Genomic DNA, 19,250 nt, shown 5'->3' with positions numbered 1-19,250 from the left:
TGAAGTCAGCCATCACCGAGGTGAAAGGAACACCGCGGAGCCGGCTATCCATCGGCCAAACAAACGAGTGATCCCCCATGTTGAATCTGAGCCAGCTCTTCTTTACCTCGGACGCGAACGAAACTGCTCTGCTCGACCATCTTGACTTGGACGCCAAGCAGAAGACGGAAATCCAGAATGCCAAAGGCCTTGTGCGTGCCGCACTTCGTGAAGGTATCCCGCTGAAGTACGCCGAGCTCGGTCTGCTCGGCAAGGCACCCCAGCCGCGGTTTTTTACCCAAGGCTCGTGGGCCTACAAGACCCTCAATGCTCCCTGCCAGCCACCGCAGGAGGCAGACATCGACGACGGCTGCTATCTGCCGATGACGTTCGTCACCCAGCAGACCAAGCGCCCGAGCGTGGCAGCCGAAGTGTTCTTCAGGATTGCGGAGGCTGCGCTGGCGCCGCTCGTCAAGGCGATGGGCTGGAAGTTTGGAGGCGAGAAGCCCACCTGCATTCGCATTCACATCAGCACTCTCGCCCATATAGACGTCCCGCTTTATGCGATTCCGGACGATGAGTTCGAGAAGCTGAAGAAGTCGATGGCGATGGCGATGGAGTCCATGACATTGGATTCAGTGACGAAGAACGAACGCATCGACCGCTGGGATGCGCTGCCGCTTGATCAAGTTCTTTTGGCCCACCGCGATGAGAACTGGAAACCCTCCGATCCGCGTCCGCTGAATGATTGGTTCGTTGACCAGGTCACAGTGCAAGGTCCTCAACTGCGGCGTGTGGTCCGCTACCTGAAGGCGTATCGCGACAACAAATGGGCTTCCGGCGGCCCCGCCTCGGTGCTTTTGATGGCGGTTGCCGTACCGCTATTCCAGCAGGAGCTAGGCCGTGATGACGCCGCTCTATTGAACGTCGTCAAGGGAATTCCTGCCGCGCTGCGCAAAGGTGTCAAGCACCCGACGGATCAATCAGAATCGCTGACTGACCGTTTGCGAAAGGCAGGCGCTGCAGAGGGCCGCGACTGTGTCGAAGAGGCTGCTCAGAGCTATGAGGGGTTGGCGGGAATCCTCGAGGCTACGCTGGCCGCCGGCAACGCCGAGCAGGGGGTCATCTGGATGCGCCAGCAGTTCGGGCACCGTTTCCCCAACAGGCCTGACCGAGTTAAGGTCAGCCCCGCACCGGCTTCAACGACGACGGCCACCGGTGCAGCGGCTGGAGTAGCGGGTGTCATCGCTTCCACGCCCGCCCAGGCGGGGCCTTCCCCGCTGGTTGGTTCCACGCACGCTGGATGAGTATCACCGGCGTTGAGCTGAGCTCGTATGTCGAGCAGCTCAAGCGAAATGGCTTCACTTACGTCGGACGGCATGGCCAAGGGTGGCTGAAGTTCACCGGCCAGCTCGACGCGCGTGGAGCTGGGTACGCATGTGAGTTTCTCGTGCCACGCGCCTTGGACGAAATCCCTCTGGTCACGGTCACTTCGTTGCCGAAGGACCTGCCAAAGCTGCTCCCCCATCTGACCGCAAGTGGCTATCTCTGCTATCTCGCGTCTGGGTCCATCGCGCTGGACCTTTTTGACCCGATTGGCCAGACGCTCGCTTGTTTGCAGCGAGCTGGTGAAGTGCTTGCTCAGGTGCTTGCTGGCGAACTGCTTGGAGACCTGGTCGACGAGTTCTTTGCTTACTGGGGCACCGTGTCCTGCCTACTTGACATCCAGGGTAATGCCCCGGGAGCTCACCCCGCATACGTCGTTAAAAAGGGCGCCGTGCTTGATTTCGTGGTGACGGACAACAAGGCGAGAACGGAGAAGAAGCTTCAATCTCTGGGCGGCACGCTCGAGCCGGAAGCAATCCCGACCATTCGAGTAAGAACGACGGCTCGGCCGTTTCCGCTTCAGAAAGCTTGGCCACCAAATGATGTGGGCGCCTTGCTGCGGTGGCAAGCAATGCTTGATCCTCCGTGCCGCCGCCGACTTGAGGAAAAACTAATTCACCAGTATCGAACTGGGGCCGAGTACGCGGTGGTCGTCATTGACTCGCCCGCTCTGATGTACGGATTTGGTGTCATATTCAAACGCCCAGTGCGACGGAAAAGTCACCCTCGCAACTTCCGGCAGGAGGTCTATGGGCATGCTTTCACGCAGCTGAGCTGCGTTCGCATTGATGACCGACACATGGCAGAACGCAGCTTACCTGGGGCGGCAAAGACGCTTGCTGCGCTCAAAGTGGTGCTGGTTGGCTGCGGCACCATTGGCGGCTTCCTTGCAGAGTTGCTTGTCAAAGCGGGAGCCGGAACATCTGGGGGGCGGTTGGCATTGGTCGATAGCGACTGGCTTGGCCCTCAGAATCTTGGCCGCCATCGCCTTGGCATGCCGCATCTGTTCAAGAACAAGGCTGTGCAGCTCGCCAGCGAACTGGAGCGGCTGTCGCCTGGCTCCAGCATCGAGTTCATGCCTTCCGATGTGAAGAGGCTGGACCTTGGACAGGTTGACCTGCTTATCGACGCAACCGGCTCCCAGTCGTTGACAGACTGGCTGACGTGGAAATACGCCAAGGCGGTCCCGGTTCTGGCAACGTGGGTTGAGGGTCCAGGTTTGGCCGTTCGTGCGCTGATGAAGCACTCATCGGCGCACGGATGCTCTCGCTGCATCTCGCAACCGCCCCAGCAGGCTGTGTACCAGGTATTCGACGAACCGACCCCGACGGTTCTTAAGGGTCACGGCTGCGAGGGCCTGTTCGTCCCATTCCCAGCTACGGCCTCCATTCAAGCGGCAAGTTTGACGATGGAAATGCTGCAGGAATGGCTGGAAGGGCGACTTGAACACACGCTGCAGACTCGTGTCCTTGATCGCAGTCGAACCCTGAAGACTACCGACTGCACGCCTCTTCGTCAGGAAGGGTGTCTCGCATGCCATTCATGACAGACTGGTCTTCCGAGAACGGCGAAGTGCTGCTGCACTTTTCCGACGCCGTGATGGCGATGTTTCAGGCGAATGTGCAGACTGGCCGCCGGCCAGAGAGTGGCGGCATCCTGCTTGGCACGGTCCATGACCACGGCATGCTCATCACCCATGCAACAGTGCCTTCCCGATTTGACAAACGGCGGCCCATGTTTTTCTCACGCGAGGCGCGCGGCCACCGTGCCGTGGCTCATCGGCTTTGGAGAGCTAGTGGGGGGACTACGCGCTACCTCGGAGACTGGCATACGCATCCAGAAGATGTTCCGTCGCCTTCGGGTATCGACTTGCGCGAGTGGCGCAAGCTCGCGTTGGCGCGAAACGATGAGCGGCCCGCGCTGTCTGTCATCGTTGGGCGGCGCGCACTGCACGTTGAGCTGATGCACTCCACCGGCGGTCGCGACCAGCTAGCGCCGGTGGCTTGACGATGCTGCGAACGGCGGCGGAGCGTGAACCTGTGCTGCGTCAGCCCTCGCGAACGAGCTGCATCTGCGGAACGTGGCTGAGGTATGGGCCAAGCTTTTCACCCAGGATGTCCGAGGTGGCTTTGGCCGCTAAGGCCAACAGGGTCTTGCGGGCGGCTTCGGTTGCAACGTCCAAACCGAGGTCTGCCGTCTGTTCGTTTGAGGGTGGGTGGTCCAGCCGCAAGTAGCGGGCGCCGAGCTTGTGCATCATGAGCTGCTCAACGAACTGCTGTTGCGACGAGATAGTGACGTTGAAAAGGCGCACATCGCTCATCCACTCACTGATGCCGAACTGGCGCCCAGCACTGAACGCGACCGAGTAGCTCTTGGTGGTTGTGCCGACACTCAACATACGCACTGCTTCGCAGGGCACGCCGAAGTAGTGCTCTGCTTCATGAAGAGCGAGCAGGTCCGGGGCATTGGCGAAAAGACCTCCATCTGCATACAGGCAACCGCCGACTTCGGCGAGTTCGAAGAAGGTCGGGGCGGCCGAAGTAGCTAGGGCGACATCAACGGCTTTGAACTTCCAATCGCGGGTCCATTCCTTCTTGTGCCTGCTCTTGAACACCTGGGGGTGCCCCTCGGTCACATTGACCGCCGGTATGCCCACAGCATGCTTCACGTCGTTCAGTGTCGCGTCCTTGTCGATGAGCTTCGTGATGACTTCGCGAAGCGCATCGGCGCGGTACTGCGGGGCTTTGTACCGCTTCGCCAGGCTGGCTAACGCAGCAATTTTGCCTGTTGGCTTGGGCGGAAAGATCGTCTCGCCATGATCCACAAAGGTCTGAACCACTTTGCTCATCGGCACCTCAAACGCAACGGCGAGCGCGATGATGCCGCCGATGCTCGTGCCGTATGTCAGGTCGAAATGCCGGCCAATGGGCTCGCCAATGTGATCCTCCATCTCCTGGAGTGCCCGGGCAGTGAACAAGCCGCGGTATCCACCGCCGGTCAAAGCCAATGCCTGAAACGGCTGCTCAACATTCCACACGATTCGACCTCCCTCTGTTCTTTTCGGAGAAGATGCCTTCTCAATTTTGTGTTGCACTCTGCTACCTGCGGCGGCTCTTTCGGGTGCGAAGCTTGGTCCAGGAACGCTGCGCCTGGGCCAGGAGCTTTTGCTGATTTGGCTTGATGTGAACAGGCAGGCGGCGCACTGCAAAGATGGTCCCGTTGAGCCTGATGACGCAGTCCATGTGGTGTTTGCCAAGGTAGGCCGTGGACTCGCTCGCGGTATGCATGTTGATTCCACGTCGAGAATGCCCGAGGTCACCAATGTGGACTGCCTCTTCGCCATCGTTTCGAACAGTCCAGGAGATGTCTGCGAAGTCCGGCAGCACATGCTTGTTGGCGAGCTCAAATACTAGCCACCGCCCCCTCTCGACGCTAGGCACTTCGTTCAGATAGGTCGCCAGCAGGTTGCCGTCCTCACGGTCGTAGACCCGCACCTCAATGTCGGGCACTTGCATGAGCGCTCGGTTCGTTGCCGGTTCGACGATTTCGACCTCATCCGCCTCTGGTAGCGGCATCAGGAACAGGAATGCGCCTTCCCAGGCGAATGCTGCTGATGCCTCATCCTCGGCAGCGTCTGCCGCTTGAGCCGCGTCATTCAAGACTGCCAGGCGCGTCAGGAAGGCCTCTCGTGAGTCATCGGGAATTCGATTCAGGTCCTCCTTCTTGTCAACGGGATTGAAGACCCGGCTGTCGTTGGCCAAGCGCTCGTAGATGATGGCCACGACCGCAATCAGGGCATCGTCGTCAGCAATACCCAAGAAACGGGCTCCCCACATCTGGCTGAACGCTTCAGCGACAGTCACAGTGAGCAAGATCGAACTCGGACGCGCTTTGGGGGCGTCGTCGAATGCAACCGCTGCCCAGCCCTTGAGGTATCGGATCAGCCGTCGCAGCAGTTCGTGGTTGTCAGGCCCAACTACATCTCTGAACCACTTATAAAGAAGCTTGGGGTCACTGGGCTCCCATGCACCTGATAGGCATGCCAGGCGCCTCGCATCAGTTGCTGGATTGAGATGGTAGGTTGGCGTGTCTATGTGGAACTGCTGTTTGTAGATTGCGCGAGAACAGCGCTCCTTCGGTGGATTTGCCACCTCCACAAGCGCGTCGACACCTTTCTTGTACTCAACGAGTTCGTGCTGTACCCAAGCGCGCAATTGCTGCGCAGTCGGGCTGACATCGACCTTCGTTGGGTCCCACGAAAAGTAGACCCCGACATCAACGTCGTACTCCTCGCCTTTGTGTACGGGCTTGATAAGCGTGCCGTACTTGTAGGAACCTTGAATCCAGGTGGTGATGGGATAGCCCCAGCCCGGCAAACGTGTCTTTAGGTGGTCCGCCAACGCATTCCAATGATCCTGCAGAAACTGCCGCTGCTCCGGCGTTGGTGTTACTCGTCCGTAGAGCGTCTGCTCAGCGGAGCCATTGAATAGTCGAGCTGCTTTCCCCATTTGGCCTCCCAGCCTCGTGCTCTCTGTGACACGGTTCTGCGACTGTGCCACAGGGCAACGCCTCCACCGAAATCTGACCCGGCTCCCCCCGAAGAACTGCGGTAGCACCCGCCGCTCCGTACCTCGGCGAGCACAGCCGCCCCACGCTGGCTGCTCGTGCGAGGAGCGCCCTCAGTGCGTCTACCTGTCTGGGCAACTACGGTGGCGGCGACGGCTGCAACTGATGGCGACAAAAGCGCCGTAGTTGAAGGCGAGGGTGCTATTGGGTGGCATCGATGGCAATGTAAGACTGTCGATTGGTGCGTGTCTGGTTAGCGCGTCGTACACAGGCTCGCTGAAGCCGCTTCGCGACGAGGCTTGGCGGCCTTGGACCGCGTTGCGCCGCCGGTGAGTTCACCCGCCAGCAGCTCGAGCGCCTCACGTTTCTCCTGCATGTAGTCGTGCCCATCGTAGTGCCGCGCTTGGATGCCGGTAAGCCCATGCGATTGAACGTGCCCGCGAATTTCGCGGCTGATGCGGTTCGCAGCCAACAGCGTCTCTACGCCTGATCGAACGCGCTTAAGCTGAAAACCTTTAATTGCATCACCGACAGCCTGTGCTGCCCAGCCCGACAAGGTCGTGCCTGAGATTGGCTTGGCGCCCTTCGTCGTGGAGAAGACATGGTCGCCGACGCGCTCGAACCCCTGCAGGTCGCGCACGGCAGGCTTGATGATGGGCACTGTGTGTGCTCGCGGGCCTCGCCCAGGGCGGCCCTTGGTGTCATGGATGGTGATCGAGTCGGCGCGTACGTCCGCCCAGCGCAGGCGCACGAGCTGCTCGATACGTTGGCCGCCGGTAAGCAAGTGCATGCGCAGGCAGCGACCGCGCAACCCCGGCAGCTTTTCGATCAACTTCCAATAAGTACGAAGCTCCTCTGCGCTCAGCGGTCGTTTGTCCGCCCCGTCGAAGCGTCCATCGCGGCGCGTCTGAGCTGCCGGGTTGGCCTGTAATGCATATGCCTTGAATGCGACCGGAATCGTCGCTGTCACGCGTACATCAACAGCGCACTGAAAGGCTGCCCGTAGGTAGGCTCGGAGCTTGTTCGAAGTGCGACCCTTGCCCTGCTCAGTCAGCCGTCGCAGCATGTCGATCACCTGGTCCTGAGTGATTTCGCTTGCCGGCGTCTGGGCCAACGTCGGCCATGCCTTCACGACATGCAGATCAAAGAGGTTTTTGGCCTCGCGGGCGCTGACTCGCCCCTGGGTGGCCTGGTGCCTAACGTAATCATCCAGCAGCTTGCCCAGCGAATGCGTGGCCCGGGTTGCTTCAGCCGCCTTGTCGGCCACATACTGCCGGCGCTCAATGGCCTTGGCCTCCCTGAGGCCACCGACTCCTTGGAGTCTCGTGTGCTTTAGCGATAGCTGCCGGCACCGTTCGCGGGCGGCAGCGATGCTCAAGCCACGCGAAGTCGGCTCCAGCTTCTTGGGTGGCGACACGGGGTCGTAGGGCCCGAGCGGTTCTCGGTGCGTGCGCCCTTCGTTCGCGTAGCGCCAGTAAAACTGGACTGCGCCCGTGCTCAATCTACGCACCTGCAACGAGCCGCCTTGCTCCAGCTTCTCGATCGTGATGAAGGCTCCGACGGGCAGCGCCAGAAGCTGTTTTGTCAACGCCAAAGGCGCTGGTGCCAGTCCGCTCATTTTTGTCCCCCAAATTTCTGGTGCCAGTCTGGTGCCAGTTTTAGAGGGGATGCTACGGGATAGCTTGGAACGCTGTTAGCCGTAACCTATTGATGAATAAGGATATATCCGTCCCGGAAAATCTCGCGAAATCCAGATTTGAAGTTCTCATAATCCTTTGGTCGCAGGTTCAAGTCCTGCACGGCCTACCAAAAATTCTTCATTCAAGACAATGGCTTACGTGCGTATTGATGCGCGGAATCGGTTCTGATCGGACCCCGAATCGGACCCCGTGTAGGTTCGGTGGCGCTCTGGCGGAGTTAGTTCGCGAGCTTGAGGAGCGCCCTGGCCAATGCGGCAGACAGGTTGGTGACCGATGCTGTCAGTGATTTCGCCTTCAGCTCGCATTCCCAAACGGTGAAGACTCGCCACCCCAGGTCGCGCAACGCTTGAGCTTTGCGCGCGTCACGTGCGCGGTTGCCTTCTTGACCCCCTTCACAACGCTCGAGCGGAAGCGCACTTCGACCTTCGCGCCGCTGCCGGCGTCGACGGAGTTCTGGATCGCTTCGCGCGCCAAAACGTGTTCGGGCAGCATGCCCGGGGATTTCAGCGTGTTCGCGAACGCTTCGCCTGCGGCGCCACCCATGGGGTCGCTGGCGTGAAACAACCATGCCATCTTTTCTCTCCCTTAACCGAGCTTGAATTCGTCCTTCGGCCGCTTGCTCAGGGCGGTCTGGAACTTGGCTTTCAACAGTTTCATTTCGGCGTCCAGCGCCGTGAAGATCTTTTGGGCACCCTCGTGTGTCGCACACGGTATAGATGATGTGGCTGCACCACATGCCTGGGCGGCCTCACACGCAGGATTCGTACAGTTATTGACACTAGTCCGAGGCAGCGCCGGCTTCGCCGACTCCGCATCAAAACTCCTCCAGTCCAGGCGGCGCACGGCCGCGCGCTCAATCGTCCAGACGCGGCGCTCTGACTCGATTTGCCAGTGCCTTGGTTGCTGCGCGAGTCCGTCTGCATCGAAGTCATGGTGCCCCCAGGTTTCAACTCCGGCGGCGCGTGGCTGTGTCGCATCGCCGTAGCGACCTAGCGTCTCAGTCTCGCGCGTCGTGAGCTTGATGGCAGGGCTGCGACCGCAGTCGACGCCGCCTTGGGCGCGGCAGTAGGCATCCCATGCGACGGTTGCCGTTTCGTCGCCGTCGTTCTGAATCTGCTTGTTGGCCGCGCGGTGGGCGCGCTGAAGGTGTGACGGTGCGTCGGCCGGAAGATGCTTGATGCGTCGCAGCTCCCGCCATACGCTCACGGGCGGACCTCCGACCTGTTGAAATTGCCGAATGCGCCATGTACTGCTCCAGGCTTCGACACGCTTGGCACTTTCGGTCGCTGGGCGGCCTTCGAGGTCGTCGCCGACGTGCTCGCAGTCGATGTTTTTCGCAACGTACTTTGCGATGTAGCCGGCCGCCGTGCCGCGCGTTTTATCAATTAGCTTGAAATCGCAGCGATGCTCCTTCGCGCCCTTCTCGTCGCCGGATTCTTGAAATGCATATCGCTTTAGGGTTTCCATAAGCGATGCGCCGCCATAGGTCGCGCTGGACTGACTGATTTTTCGTACGGACTTGTTTCCTTTGCCTGGCGACTCTTGCAGAAGGTCTTGCAGCAAAATTCAGGTACGGTGTTGAATCGAGTGTGCCGGTTTGAATGTGAGTTCTTGCCAAAATTTGCCAAACTCAGCCGAATTCACTAAGCTCCGCCCATGAGCACCATGAACATTTCTTTGCCCGACCAGCTCAAGGCTTTTGTGGACGAGCAGGTCGGCCAGCGTGGCTACGGCACCAGCAGTGAGTACGTGCGCGAGCTGATCCGCAAGGATCAGGATCGCCTGATGCTGCGGGGCTTGTTGTTGGCGGGTGCTGCGTCGGAGCCTGCGGCGCCGGTGGATGAGGCTTTTTTCGACGCGCTGCGTGAGCGGGTTCAAGCGGGGACCCAGGGTTCCAACAAACCACGGCGTGGCAAATCGTGAAGCTCAAGCCGGTCTCGCCCCGCGAGCTGGCCCTTCAAGATATCGACGATGCACTGGCGTATTACCTGGGTGAGCAAGCCCAGGCGGCGGCCTCAGGCTTCATCGACGCGCTGCAAAAGGCCTTTGACCACATCGGCCGCCATCCGGCGACAGGCTCACCTCGATATGCCCATGAACTCAATGTGCCGGGGCTGCGTAGCTGGCCGCTGAGCAAGTACCCCTACCTCGTGTTTTACGTGGAGCGTTCCGACCACATTGATGTCTGGCGCGTGCTTCACGGTCACCGAGACATACCGGCCTGGATGCAAGAGGTGCCAGAAGAGGGCATTTGAGCCTGGCAAGCTCAAGACCACAACTTGCCAGGCTCAGTGGCTGCGATCAAACCGCCGCCAGGCTCTTCGCCTTCTCCTTCCTTCCCTTCGCCGCCACCCCACCCACCACCATCAGCCCCGCCAAGGTCAGCACCCAGCTCTCCGGCTCCGGCACGCTGGACACCAGGGTCATTTGGTAGGCATGGACCTGGCCGTTATGAACGGCCGTACCGACGATGCTGCCGTTGTCGGCGATGGACATGGCGGAGGCGCTGGTGTTGGTGCTGAAGTCCCAGTCGCTGCCGGCGGGCAGCAGGCTTTGGATGGTGTAGGTGGCGCCGTCGGCGTAGAGGAACGGGATGGAGAACTCGCCGCCGGCATTGCCGACCACCCAGCCTTTGTCATTGACGCCGCTGCCCGAGCCGTTGGAGGTGTTGGGGGGCAGTTGGATGGCTTTCATCCCCTGGCTGGCCGACCAGATGAAGGGGCTGCCATCACCGCTGTAGATGCTGCTGGAGCCCACCACATAGCCGTTGTTGCTGACGCCGAAGTTGATGGCCGAATTGTGGCCGGGCAGGGCGCCGAGGCTGCTCATCTCGCCGGTGTTGCTGTTGTAGACCATGCCGACGATGAGCGCGAGATCGCTGGGGTCGGTGCCGATGCCCACCACCAGGCCGGCGTCGTTGACGCCAAAGGCATTGGTCATGAAGCTGCCGTTGGCCGTGGTGGCGCTGATCACGCTGCCGCTGCCCGTGGCGGCGTTGAAGAGCACGGCGCGGTCACCCTCAGCGGACGTGGCAGTGCCAGCGATCAGGCCCGAGGCATTGACGGCAAAGGCGGCGCCCGAGCCATAGCCCTCAGGCAGGGCCAGGGCAGTGACACTGCCGTTGGCGTTCCACATCACGGGCAGGGGGGCGGTGCCGAACCAGGTCGCGGCCGACACGCCGACCGTGAGGCCGGCGTTGTTGACGCCGTGGGCGGTGGCGAACTGGCGCCCGTCGATATTGCCCAGCGCCTGCATGCCGCCCTGGGCGCTCCAGCGGTAGGCCTGGTCGTGGCTGTCGGAGGAACGGCCGACGACAAAGTTGCCGTTGCGCGAGTTGCCAAAGGCTTGTGAGAACTCGCCATTGCCGATGACGCCGAGGTCGACGATGGTGTAGCTGGGCGCGTCGGCCTGCGCGCCGGTGGCGAAGGTGGCTGCGGCGCCCAAGGCCAGGGCCTGGATCAGGAGAGTGCGGGTGAAGTTGCGGCTGTGTTGGGGCTTCATGCGGCGGGGTGCTTTCTGCTGCGTGCTCGTGGAAGGTGAATGAAAAGAAAGAGCGCCCAATGCCGCCATCGTGCGGCGTTATGGGCTGCGAACGGTTTTCACCTTAGCAGCGCCGCCTCGACGGCGACAGCGGGTTTGGACGCAGGGCGGTGCAGATTGACGATGGCGGGCCAAGCCTGGAGATTTCGGGCCAGGGATTGGCCCTTCGGAGCGCCGTGAGGGGCCTGAACTTCGCAGCGTCAGCGGCTGTCGCTCGGCCGCTCGCCAAAGCGGCGCAGATAGGCTTGGCTGAACTTGCCGGCGCTCTGAAAACCCCAGCGCTGCGCCAGCTCGCCGATGCGGCCGGCCTTGCCTTGGCGCAGCTCGGCGCGGGCGCGGTCCAGGCGCAGCTGGCGCAAATAGGCCATGGGCGTGAGGCCCAGGTGTTCGTTGAAATGGCGCAGCAGGCTGCTGACGCTGACGCAAGCGGCTGCGGCAATGTCCGTCAACAGGATCTCGCTCTGAGCATGGGCATCGAGGTAGTCCAGCGCACGGCGCAGGTTGCGCGGCATTATGGGCGCGGGCCGGCCCTGGCAGGCCTTGAGCCCCGGGGCGGCCACCGCTTGTTCGTGCAGCAAGCTCAGGCCCATCATTTCCACCCAGCGCTCGATCAGGAACGGCGGCGTGGCTTCATCGCCATGCTGCAGCAGGCCGCTGGCTTGCTGGGCCATGAAGTGCAGCTTTTGCGCCAGTGCCGGTGCGAGCTTGGGGCGCAGCAGCGAGGGAGGCGTCTCAGAGCCCGCTGCGGTCCACAGCGTCGAGCTCAGACGCAGCAGCGGTTCGCGCGGCAGGGCGATTTCCACGAAATGCGAGTCTGCGGCGAACTGGGCCTGCGCCACCTCGGCAGGGTTGAAGACCAGGCCTTCGCCCGCGCGCGCCAGGCATTCGCCCTCGGCCATCATTTGCATGCGCACGGAGCCGGACAGCACCAGGCCGACCAGCAGATGGTCGCTGTCGGCCGTCTGGCGGGTCTGCGAGCGCACATTGAGCACAAAGCTGTTGCGTGATTCGGTCAGGAACAGCTGCGGCGCCGCGCTCTCGGCCTTGGCTCGAGCTGCTTGCACCAGCTCCAGCTGCAGACGCGGTGCTCGGTCCCGACCCCAGGACGCGATCTCGCGATGCGCCATGGGCGCTCGGGCGTTCAGGTCGGCGATGTAGTGCTCGATGCCTTCGCGTGAGGCCAGTTCGAGGGAACGCGCTGCTGAGCTGCGCGGGGGTGGAGTCTTGCGAGACGCCGTGCCTTGGGTGGCCGCTGCTTGCGATGCGTTCATACCCGTCTTGCCTTGCCCTCAAGCTGGATGGATCCGTGTGCGCCGGCCGCAGATCGATGTGTCTTTCGGGCCAGTATGAAACAGCCCCCGGGGCACGCTCGCCCGGCATTACCCGCAGATGCGCGATGTGCGCCCGCGTTTAGCTTGTTGCGTGTGGTTTGCGTGTAAGCCAGTCAAACGCCGCTGAAAAGAAAGTCCAGGGCGCTGATGATGGTGGCCTGGCCGGCACTCAAGTCGGCGCGTGCTGGGCCCAAAGCCGTCAAGGGGACGGCCGCCATGAACTGAGTGGCCATGGTGTAGTTCGCGCCTTCGATCTCGAAGATGGGGTTGAGCTGCCGGGCAGCCCTCAGGGTCTCCAAGGGCAGGAGCGGGACCACGACGCGGGTGTTCAGGTGATCGAGAAGGTCCGCTTGCACATCGAGCAAGTAGCCTGGGCTGTCCTGGTTTTGATAGGCCTGAAACCGGGCCATGCTCAGAAGTTCCGGTACTTGGCCAGAGGCAGGCCTTGGGCTTCGACGTAAGCGTTGGAACTCTCCATCGCATCGCGGTTCTCGGCGAGCCAAAGCTCTTGTTGACGCTGCTTTACCGCCGCGGCAATGCCGAGTTCGGCAGCCTGAGACAGATTGACCGCCAGCTTCTGCGCATCGGCGACCAGATCTGCGCTCAAGGTCAAGTTGGTGGACCGGCGCGGAGATGGGCTTCGTCCGTGTTGGCGACTTGACTTGGCCTCAGGGGGGCGAACGAGAGAGCGGGTCATGACGGCTCCATTGGAAAGTCCGCTGGGAGTCTAGCATTGAGCCTCCCGGATGCTTGTGAAATATGCGTGTTTCAGATGCGCATGGATTGCGTGGGCCTCTGTGTTTTTCTCATCGTTCTTTTCTTCCTGGAGGAAATCTGGCTGGCCCAGCCGGCCGAGCGGCGCTGGCCCCTAGACTCCCCGACCATGCCCTTCGCCTTCGATCACGCCGACCATGCTGTCTCTCGCCTGCGCACTGCCTGCCTGCTGGCCGATACCGCCAACACCCGGCCGCGCCTGGACCGGGGCGAGCCCCGCATCGAGCGCTGCGGGCGCTGCCGCCTGATTCCCAGCCATTGCATGTGCCATTTGCGCCCCGTGCTGGCTCCGTTGCCGGGGCGAGCCGGCGTGTGCCTGATCATGGCGGAGTTCGAGGCGCTCAAGCCCAGCAATACGGGCTGGCTGATTGCCGATGTGCTGCCCGGTACGCAGGCCTTTTCATGGTCGCGGGTGTGGGTGGAGCCCGGTCTGCTCGCCCTACTGGCTGATCCGCAATGGCAGCCCTTTGTGGTGTTCCCGGGCGAATTCGCCGAGGGTCGGGAGGTGGTGACGGAGTTGGCGGTCTTCTTGCCCAAGGATGCTTCAGACTTGGTTCTCAAGCGTCCGCTATTCATCCTGCTCGACGGCACCTGGTCCGAGGCACGCAAGATGTTCCGCAAAAGCCCGTATCTGGCGAAACTGCCGGTGCTGAGCCTGCAGCCTGAGCAGTTGTCGCGTTACCGCCTGCGTCGCTCTTCCCACGACCACCATTTCTGCACCTCGGAGGTGGCGGCACTGTGCCTGGCCCTGGCCGGTGATGAGCAGGCGGCGCAGACGCTGGAGGCTTATCTGGAGGTGTTCAGCAACCGCTACCTCAGCGCCAAGCAAAGTGTGCCAGCGGACGAGCGGGACGAGGGGCATCAGCGCTTGCGGGCGCTGGCGGCGGTGCATAGGTCTCGCGCCTGACAATGCCGGATGGCCATGCAGCTCCGCACCAAATTCATCCTTCTCGCCGTCCTGCCTCTGGTGGCCAGCCTTTTGCTGATCGCGCTGGCGGTGCGGCATCAGGAGCGCGAGCTGGTGCAGCGTGAGCATGCGCTGGTGGAGCGGGCCTATATGGAGGCGCGGCGGGCGGAGCTGAAGTCTTATGTGGCGCTGGCGGTCAGCACGGTGAAGCCCTTGTACGAGGCGCCGGGGGACCCGCTGGCCCAGCGGGCGCAGGCACTGAAGCTGCTGGCCTCGCTGGACTATGGGCCGGACGGCTACTTCTTCGTCTACGACCTGGACGGCAATTCGCTGATGCATTCGCGCCAGCCCGAGCTGGTGGGTCGCAATTTGTGGGACATGCGCGATCCGCAAGGCCGGCCGACCATCCAGGAGCTGATCGCGCAGGCGCGCCAGGGCGGTGGCTTTGTCGATTACCTCTGGCGCCGGCCGTCCAAGGGCCAGGTCGAGGCCAAGCTCGGCTATGTGGTGCCGCTCGATCGTTGGGGCTGGATGATTGGCACGGGCCTCTACCTCGGCGACCTGCATGCCACCATGGAACAGCTGGACGCCCAGGCCAGCAGCAATATCGCTACCACCTTGCTCTGGATCGCCGGCATCGCCGTCTTCGGCGTGGCCTTGATCAGCAGCACGGGGCTCTTGCTCAATGTCAGCGAGCACCGCATCGCCGATGCGAAATTGCGCCTGCTGGCCCACCAGGTCGTGCAGTCGCAAGAGGACGAGCGCGCCCACCTGGCGCGCGAGCTGCACGACGGCACCAGCCAGACCTTGGTGGCGACCAAGCTGCTGGTGGAATCGGCCGTCGATGCGCTGGAGGCCGGGCGGCCGTTGCCGGCGCGCGTGCTGGCCACGGCCTTGGAGCGGCTCAAGACCTGCCTGGATGAGGTGCGGCGCATCTCGCACCGCCTGCGCCCGGCCATGCTGGACGACAGCCTGGGCCTGCCGGCCGCGCTGCAAGCCCTGGGGCGCGAGTTCGAGGACGATGGTGGCGCGGGTCTGGTGGAGGTGAGCTTGCAGGGCGAGCCGGTGGAGCTGCCCGAGCTGGTCAAGACCGTGCTGTTCCGCGTGGCGCAAGAGGCGCTGACCAATGCGGCCAAGCATGCGGCCGCTGCGCATTTGCAGCTGGGCTTGAGCTTCGAGCCCGGCCGGGTGCGGCTGCAGATCAGCGATGATGGCGCCGGCTTTGACGAGGCCGCCGTGCAAGAACATCCACGCCAGGGCATCGGCCTGCGCAATATGCGCGAGCGCCTGGCCTCCATCGGCGGGCGCTTGCAGATCCGCTCGCAGCCTGGCGCGGGCACTGAAGTCCGGGCCGAGGTGCCGCTGCCTTCGAACTCCACTTCCACCGCCTCTGCATGAATTCAGTTCTCGCATCCGCACCAATCCGCCTGGCCTTGGTGGACGACCACCCGCTGGTGCGCGACGGCCTGCGCCTGCGCCTGGGCGCGGTGCCGGAGTTCGCGGTGGTGGGCGAAGCCGGTGACGCGCGCGAGGCCCTTGCCCTGCTGGCGCACACGGCGGTGGACATCGTGCTGATGGATGTGGGCATGAAGGAGGTCAGCGGCATCGATCTGGCCGCCGACTTGCTGCAGCGCCAGCCGGGCCTGAGCGTGCTGATGCTCAGCATGTACGACAACCCCGAGTATGTGCAGCGCGCCCTGCAGGCCGGTGCCCAGGGCTATGTGCTCAAGGATGCGCCGGCCAGCGAGATCGTGGCCGCCATTCAGGCCGTGGCGGGCGGGGGCACGTTCTTGAGCCCGGCCGTCTCGCGCCGCCTGTTCCGCGCGCAGACGCCGCGGCCCTTGCTCTCGCCGCGCGAAAGCGAGGTGCTGGCCGCGCTGGGCCGCGGCGAGTCGAGCAAGCAGATCGCCGCCGCCATGGACCTGAGCGTGCGCACGGTGGAGGCGCACCGGCAGAACATCAAGCGCAAGCTCAATCTCGACGGCCAAGCGGAGTTGATCAAATACGCCGTCGAACATGCGGGTCAGCTGTGATGGCTTGAGCTGTGTTCCTCTGGGTCTCCTGAGAAACAAAACCCGGAATACGGACGCGGAGCAAGCAGCCGAGGGACGCAGAGCTCGCAGAGGGCATTGCCGTAGTCTTGCTGGCTTTCTCCGGGTCCTCCGCGTCCTCCGCGTCACTTTGCGGCCTCTGCGTATGTGTTTTTTCGCTGGCGCCATGCGCCGACAGGGGCTTTGGGGGCCGGTGATTGCTTTGGCTTTCAATTCAGGGTTGACCCTTAGGTGATCCCACGCGCCGCCGCGCGTGGTCTGACGGATGCGCGCGGCCGGCCGCTGGCCGAGACTGCGGCCACGCAGCGGTCCCCCTCGTTTTTCTTTCCTGCTTCTCTCGTTCCCACAACCAAGACCGCGCGGATCAGGAGACAAAACTCATGTCCTCGAACATCAGGCGCCACCTTGGGTGGCTTCTGGTCGCGGTGCTGGGCGCTTTTGCGCTGGCGACCGTGGCCCTGGGCCGCGGCGAAGCGGTCAGTGCTTTGTGGGTGGTGGTGGCCGCAATCTGCGTCTACCTGATCGCCTACCGCTACTACAGCCTCTTCATCGCCAGCCGCGTGCTGCAGCTGGACCCGCGGCGCCAAACGCCGGCCTGGCGGCACAACGATGGTCTGGACTATGTGCCGACCAACAAGTACGTGCTCTACGGCCACCACTTCGCCGCCATTGCAGGCGCCGGCCCCCTGGTCGGCCCGGTGCTGGCCGCGCAGATGGGCTATCTGCCCGGCTTGCTGTGGTTGCTGGCCGGCGTGGTGTTTGCGGGCGCGGTGCAAGACTTCATCGTCCTCTTCATCAGCACCCGCCGCGACGGCCGCTCGCTGGGCGATCTGGTCAAGCAGGAGATGGGCCTGGTGCCCGGTCTGATCGCGCTGTTCGGCGCCTTCATGATCATGATCATCATCCTGGCCGTGCTGGCACTGATCGTGGTCAAGGCCCTGGCGCATTCGCCCTGGGGCACCTTCACCGTGGCGGCCACCATCCCGGTGGCGTTGTTCATGGGCGTGTACTTGCGCTACCTGCGCCCGGGCCGCATCGGCGAGATTTCCATCATCGGCTTTGTGCTGCTGATGCTGTCCATCGTCGGCGGCCAGTGGGTGCATGAGAGCCCGGTCTGGGGCCCGATGTTCACCTTCGAGGGCACGACGCTGACCTGGATGCTGATCGGCTACGGTTTCGTCGCCGCCTCCATCCCCGTGTGGCTGCTGCTGGCCCCGCGTGACTACCTGTCCACCTTCCTGAAGATCGGCACCATCGTGGCCCTGGCCATCGGCATCGTCTTCGTCGCACCGACGCTGCAGATGCCGGCCATCACCCAGTTCGCCGCCGGCAATGGCCCGGTCTGGTCGGGTGATCTCTTCCCCTTCCTGTTCATCACCATCGCCTGCGGTGCCGTCTCAGGCTTCCATGCGCTGATCTCCTCGGGCACCACGCCCAAGATGCTGGAGAACGAAACCCACGCGCGCTTCATCGGCTACGGCGGCATGCTGGCCGAGAGCTTTGTGGCGGTGATGGCGCTGGTGGCCGCCTCCTGCATCGAGCCGGGCGTGTACTTCGCGATGAACAGCCCGGCCGCCCTGGTGGGCAAGACGCCCGAGGCCGTGGCCGCGACGCTCTCGACCTGGGGCTTTGTCGTCACGCCCGAGATGCTGATCCAGACCGCCAAGGACGTGGGCGAGAACACCATCCTGGCGCGCGCCGGCGGTGCACCGACCCTGGCCGTGGGCATGGCGCAGATCCTGCATCAAGCCATCGGCGGCAAGGCCATGATGGCCTTCTGGTACCACTTTGCGATTCTGTTTGAAGCGCTCTTCATCCTGACCGCCGTGGACGCCGGAACCCGCGCCGGCCGCTTCATGCTGCAAGACCTGCTGGGCAGCTTTGTGCCTGCGCTCAAGCGCACCGATTCGCTGCCCGCCAACCTGATCGCCACCGCGCTGTGCGTCTCGGCTTGGGGTTACTTCCTCTACCAGGGCGTGGTCGATCCGCTGGGCGGCATCAACACCTTGTGGCCGCTCTTCGGCATCGCCAACCAGATGCTGGCCGCCGTGGCCCTGATGCTGGGCACCGTGGTGCTGTTCAAGATGAAGAAGCAGCGCTATGCCTGGGTGACGGCCCTGCCGGCCCTCTGGCTGCTGATCTGCACCATGACCGCCGGCTGGCTGAAGATCTTCTCGTCCGACGCCAAGGTGGGCTTCCTGGCGCACGCCAGCAAGTACAGCAAGGCCCTGGCTGAGGGCCAGCTGCTGGCCCCGGCCAAGACGCCCGAAGCCATGAGCCGCGTGGTCTTCAACGACCGCCTGGACGCCGCCCTGTGCGTGCTCTTCATGTTCGTCGTGATCAGCGTGCTGATCTACAGCGTGCGTGCCATCCTGGCCGCTCGCAATTCGGCCAAGCCCACGGCACAGGAAACGCCCTTCGTGGCGCTGGCTGCGGCGTCTTGATCCATGGCCGCCGCTGAAGACGTGATCGAACAGGCGCGCGAACTGCGCCAGCGTGTCGGCCAAGCCGGCCGTTACCTGGCCCAGGGCCTGCGCCTGATGGTCGGCTTCCCCGACTTCGACACCTACCGCGAACACATGGCCCGCACCCATCCGGACCAGCCGGCCATGACCTATGAGCAATTCTTCCGCGAACGCCAGGCCGCACGCTACGGCGGGGCGGATGGGCGGATGAGCCGCTGCTGCTGACCTGGCGGGCGGCTGCATGTGCGAAGCCGAACTTCGATGGTCGGGCTTGCGCGCTGCGGTGGCTCGGCCCGCCGCCGTGCTCATGGTGCCCGGGTCGGCTCTGCGAGCCGACTGCCCTCGCTGCTCACTGCGCGGCTCAGCGGCACCAAACTCCCTCCGTTCGCTGCGCTCACTGTGGTCAAACAGTGGCGCCGAATCAGAGCTTGAAGCGTGCGCCGAAGCGCACGCCTGAGCCGCTTCGCTGCGCTCACGGCCGCGCACAAATTGCCCGTTGTCGAGCCGAGCCACCTCCGAGTGTGGCGTGTTCCACCGTCGAGGGGCACATC

19 protein-coding genes are annotated in these 19,250 nt (G+C 63.1%); 10 read left to right on the top strand and 9 right to left on the bottom strand.

Features of this window, described 5'->3' with window-relative positions; genetic code table 11:
- The first annotated feature begins 77 nt into the window (after positions 1–77).
- From LNV28_RS01150 to LNV28_RS01140, 3 genes are read left to right on the top strand one after another with little or no spacing between them, the layout of a single operon-like run.
- Positions 78–1,286 carry a CBASS cGAMP synthase gene (locus LNV28_RS01150; RefSeq protein WP_263568695.1) on the top strand — a complete coding sequence of 403 codons (1,209 nt, stop codon included), beginning with the start codon at positions 78–80 and terminating at the stop codon, positions 1,284–1,286.
- Positions 1,283–2,911, top strand: a complete 1,629-nt coding sequence (locus tag LNV28_RS01145; RefSeq protein WP_263568694.1) for a ThiF family adenylyltransferase — start codon at positions 1,283–1,285, stop codon at positions 2,909–2,911. Before LNV28_RS01150 ends, LNV28_RS01145 begins: the two co-directional genes overlap by 4 nt.
- Positions 2,899–3,372, top strand: a complete 474-nt coding sequence (locus LNV28_RS01140; protein WP_263568693.1) for a Mov34/MPN/PAD-1 family protein — start codon at positions 2,899–2,901, stop codon at positions 3,370–3,372. Before LNV28_RS01145 ends, LNV28_RS01140 begins: the two co-directional genes overlap by 13 nt.
- 40 nt (positions 3,373–3,412) lie before the next feature.
- On the opposite strand, the gene LNV28_RS01135 is transcribed toward LNV28_RS01140, so the two are convergent.
- From LNV28_RS01135 to LNV28_RS01115, 5 genes are all read right to left on the bottom strand, one after another.
- On the bottom strand, positions 3,413–4,402 hold the full coding sequence (locus tag LNV28_RS01135; RefSeq protein WP_263568692.1) for a CBASS cGAMP-activated phospholipase: 990 nt from the start codon (positions 4,400–4,402) through the stop codon (positions 3,413–3,415).
- 61 nt (positions 4,403–4,463) lie between these two features.
- Positions 4,464–5,873, bottom strand: coding sequence for a cyclic GMP-AMP synthase DncV-like nucleotidyltransferase (locus tag LNV28_RS01130; RefSeq protein WP_263568691.1), 1,410 nt, complete (start codon positions 5,871–5,873; stop codon positions 4,464–4,466).
- Positions 5,874–6,184: 311 nt separating this feature from the next.
- Positions 6,185–7,549 (bottom strand): tyrosine-type recombinase/integrase, encoded by a 1,365-nt coding sequence (locus tag LNV28_RS01125; protein ID WP_263568690.1) that lies wholly within the window; start codon positions 7,547–7,549, stop codon positions 6,185–6,187.
- A gap of 376 nt (positions 7,550–7,925) precedes the next feature.
- A complete protein-coding gene (locus LNV28_RS01120) occupies positions 7,926–8,204 on the bottom strand; it encodes a hypothetical protein (RefSeq protein WP_263516889.1) in 279 nt (92 codons plus the stop codon).
- A 12-nt stretch (positions 8,205–8,216) separates the two neighbouring features.
- A complete protein-coding gene (locus tag LNV28_RS01115) occupies positions 8,217–9,194 on the bottom strand; it encodes a replication endonuclease (RefSeq protein ID WP_263516890.1) in 978 nt (325 codons plus the stop codon).
- A gap of 93 nt (positions 9,195–9,287) precedes the next feature.
- Between LNV28_RS01115 and LNV28_RS01110 the strand changes: the two genes are divergently transcribed.
- Positions 9,288–9,554, top strand: coding sequence for a ribbon-helix-helix domain-containing protein (locus tag LNV28_RS01110; RefSeq protein ID WP_263516891.1), 267 nt, complete (start codon positions 9,288–9,290; stop codon positions 9,552–9,554).
- Positions 9,551–9,886 carry a type II toxin-antitoxin system RelE/ParE family toxin gene (locus LNV28_RS01105; RefSeq protein ID WP_263516892.1) on the top strand — a complete coding sequence of 112 codons (336 nt, stop codon included), beginning with the start codon at positions 9,551–9,553 and terminating at the stop codon, positions 9,884–9,886. The genes LNV28_RS01110 and LNV28_RS01105 overlap by 4 nt, the downstream gene beginning before the upstream one ends.
- Before the next feature lie 46 nt (positions 9,887–9,932).
- Here the strand turns inward: LNV28_RS01105 and LNV28_RS01100 are convergent, their stop codons facing one another.
- The 4 genes from LNV28_RS01100 to LNV28_RS01085 form a co-directional block, all read right to left on the bottom strand.
- Positions 9,933–11,132, bottom strand: coding sequence for a DUF3466 family protein (locus tag LNV28_RS01100; protein WP_263516893.1), 1,200 nt, complete (start codon positions 11,130–11,132; stop codon positions 9,933–9,935).
- Between the two features lie 239 nt (positions 11,133–11,371).
- On the bottom strand, positions 11,372–12,442 hold the full coding sequence (locus tag LNV28_RS01095) for a helix-turn-helix transcriptional regulator (RefSeq protein ID WP_263516894.1): 1,071 nt from the start codon (positions 12,440–12,442) through the stop codon (positions 11,372–11,374).
- Between the two features lie 173 nt (positions 12,443–12,615).
- Positions 12,616–12,912: a CcdB family protein gene (locus LNV28_RS01090; RefSeq protein ID WP_263516895.1), complete on the bottom strand. Its 297-nt coding sequence runs from the start codon at positions 12,910–12,912 to the stop codon at positions 12,616–12,618.
- Between the two features lie 2 nt (positions 12,913–12,914).
- Positions 12,915–13,199 carry a type II toxin-antitoxin system CcdA family antitoxin gene (locus LNV28_RS01085; protein ID WP_263516896.1) on the bottom strand — a complete coding sequence of 95 codons (285 nt, stop codon included), beginning with the start codon at positions 13,197–13,199 and terminating at the stop codon, positions 12,915–12,917.
- Positions 13,200–13,385: 186 nt separating this feature from the next.
- Between LNV28_RS01085 and LNV28_RS01080 the strand changes: the two genes are divergently transcribed.
- The 5 genes from LNV28_RS01080 to LNV28_RS01060 all read left to right on the top strand — a co-directional run bounded on the left by LNV28_RS01080 (position 13,386) and on the right by LNV28_RS01060 (position 18,924).
- Positions 13,386–14,183: a tRNA-uridine aminocarboxypropyltransferase gene (locus LNV28_RS01080; protein ID WP_263516897.1), complete on the top strand. Its 798-nt coding sequence runs from the start codon at positions 13,386–13,388 to the stop codon at positions 14,181–14,183.
- Positions 14,184–14,198: 15 nt separating this feature from the next.
- The gene (locus LNV28_RS01075) at positions 14,199–15,581 is read left to right on the top strand and encodes a cache domain-containing protein (protein ID WP_263516898.1); all 1,383 of its coding nucleotides are present in this window, start codon (positions 14,199–14,201) and stop codon (positions 15,579–15,581) included.
- A complete protein-coding gene (locus LNV28_RS01070; protein WP_263516899.1) occupies positions 15,578–16,216 on the top strand; it encodes a response regulator in 639 nt (212 codons plus the stop codon). The genes LNV28_RS01075 and LNV28_RS01070 overlap by 4 nt, the downstream gene beginning before the upstream one ends.
- 398 nt (positions 16,217–16,614) lie before the next feature.
- On the top strand, positions 16,615–18,678 hold the full coding sequence (locus tag LNV28_RS01065; protein ID WP_263516900.1) for a carbon starvation CstA family protein: 2,064 nt from the start codon (positions 16,615–16,617) through the stop codon (positions 18,676–18,678).
- A 42-nt stretch (positions 18,679–18,720) separates the two neighbouring features.
- Positions 18,721–18,924, top strand: coding sequence for a YbdD/YjiX family protein (locus LNV28_RS01060; protein WP_102769604.1), 204 nt, complete (start codon positions 18,721–18,723; stop codon positions 18,922–18,924).
- The last annotated feature ends 326 nt before the right edge of the window (positions 18,925–19,250 follow it).

It is taken from the genome of Paucibacter sp. DJ2R-2, from assembly GCF_025717675.1.
Lineage (GTDB): Bacteria > Pseudomonadota > Gammaproteobacteria > Burkholderiales > Burkholderiaceae_C > Paucibacter_A.
Note: the sequence above shows the minus strand (reverse complement) of the source record. Positions and strands in the feature narration are given on the sequence as shown.

Bases quoted from the DNA above. Each gene is read 5' to 3' on its own strand.
- LNV28_RS01150 (WP_263568695.1), top strand. From the start codon at position 78: ATGTTGAATCTGAGCCAGCTCTTCTTTACCTCGGACGCGAACGAAACT.
- LNV28_RS01145 (WP_263568694.1), top strand. From the start codon at position 1,283: ATGAGTATCACCGGCGTTGAGCTGAGCTCGTATGTCGAGCAGCTCAAG.
- LNV28_RS01140 (WP_263568693.1), top strand. From the start codon at position 2,899: ATGCCATTCATGACAGACTGGTCTTCCGAGAACGGCGAAGTGCTGCTG.
- LNV28_RS01130 (WP_263568691.1), bottom strand. From the start codon at position 5,873: ATGGGGAAAGCAGCTCGACTATTCAATGGCTCCGCTGAGCAGACGCTC.
- LNV28_RS01125 (WP_263568690.1), bottom strand. From the start codon at position 7,549: ATGAGCGGACTGGCACCAGCGCCTTTGGCGTTGACAAAACAGCTTCTG.
- LNV28_RS01120 (WP_263516889.1), bottom strand. From the start codon at position 8,204: ATGGCATGGTTGTTTCACGCCAGCGACCCCATGGGTGGCGCCGCAGGC.
- LNV28_RS01110 (WP_263516891.1), top strand. From the start codon at position 9,288: ATGAGCACCATGAACATTTCTTTGCCCGACCAGCTCAAGGCTTTTGTG.
- LNV28_RS01100 (WP_263516893.1), bottom strand. From the start codon at position 11,132: ATGAAGCCCCAACACAGCCGCAACTTCACCCGCACTCTCCTGATCCAG.
- LNV28_RS01095 (WP_263516894.1), bottom strand. From the start codon at position 12,442: ATGAACGCATCGCAAGCAGCGGCCACCCAAGGCACGGCGTCTCGCAAG.
- LNV28_RS01090 (WP_263516895.1), bottom strand. From the start codon at position 12,912: ATGGCCCGGTTTCAGGCCTATCAAAACCAGGACAGCCCAGGCTACTTG.
- LNV28_RS01085 (WP_263516896.1), bottom strand. From the start codon at position 13,199: ATGACCCGCTCTCTCGTTCGCCCCCCTGAGGCCAAGTCAAGTCGCCAA.
- LNV28_RS01080 (WP_263516897.1), top strand. From the start codon at position 13,386: ATGCCCTTCGCCTTCGATCACGCCGACCATGCTGTCTCTCGCCTGCGC.
- LNV28_RS01075 (WP_263516898.1), top strand. From the start codon at position 14,199: ATGCAGCTCCGCACCAAATTCATCCTTCTCGCCGTCCTGCCTCTGGTG.
- LNV28_RS01070 (WP_263516899.1), top strand. From the start codon at position 15,578: ATGAATTCAGTTCTCGCATCCGCACCAATCCGCCTGGCCTTGGTGGAC.
- LNV28_RS01065 (WP_263516900.1), top strand. From the start codon at position 16,615: ATGTCCTCGAACATCAGGCGCCACCTTGGGTGGCTTCTGGTCGCGGTG.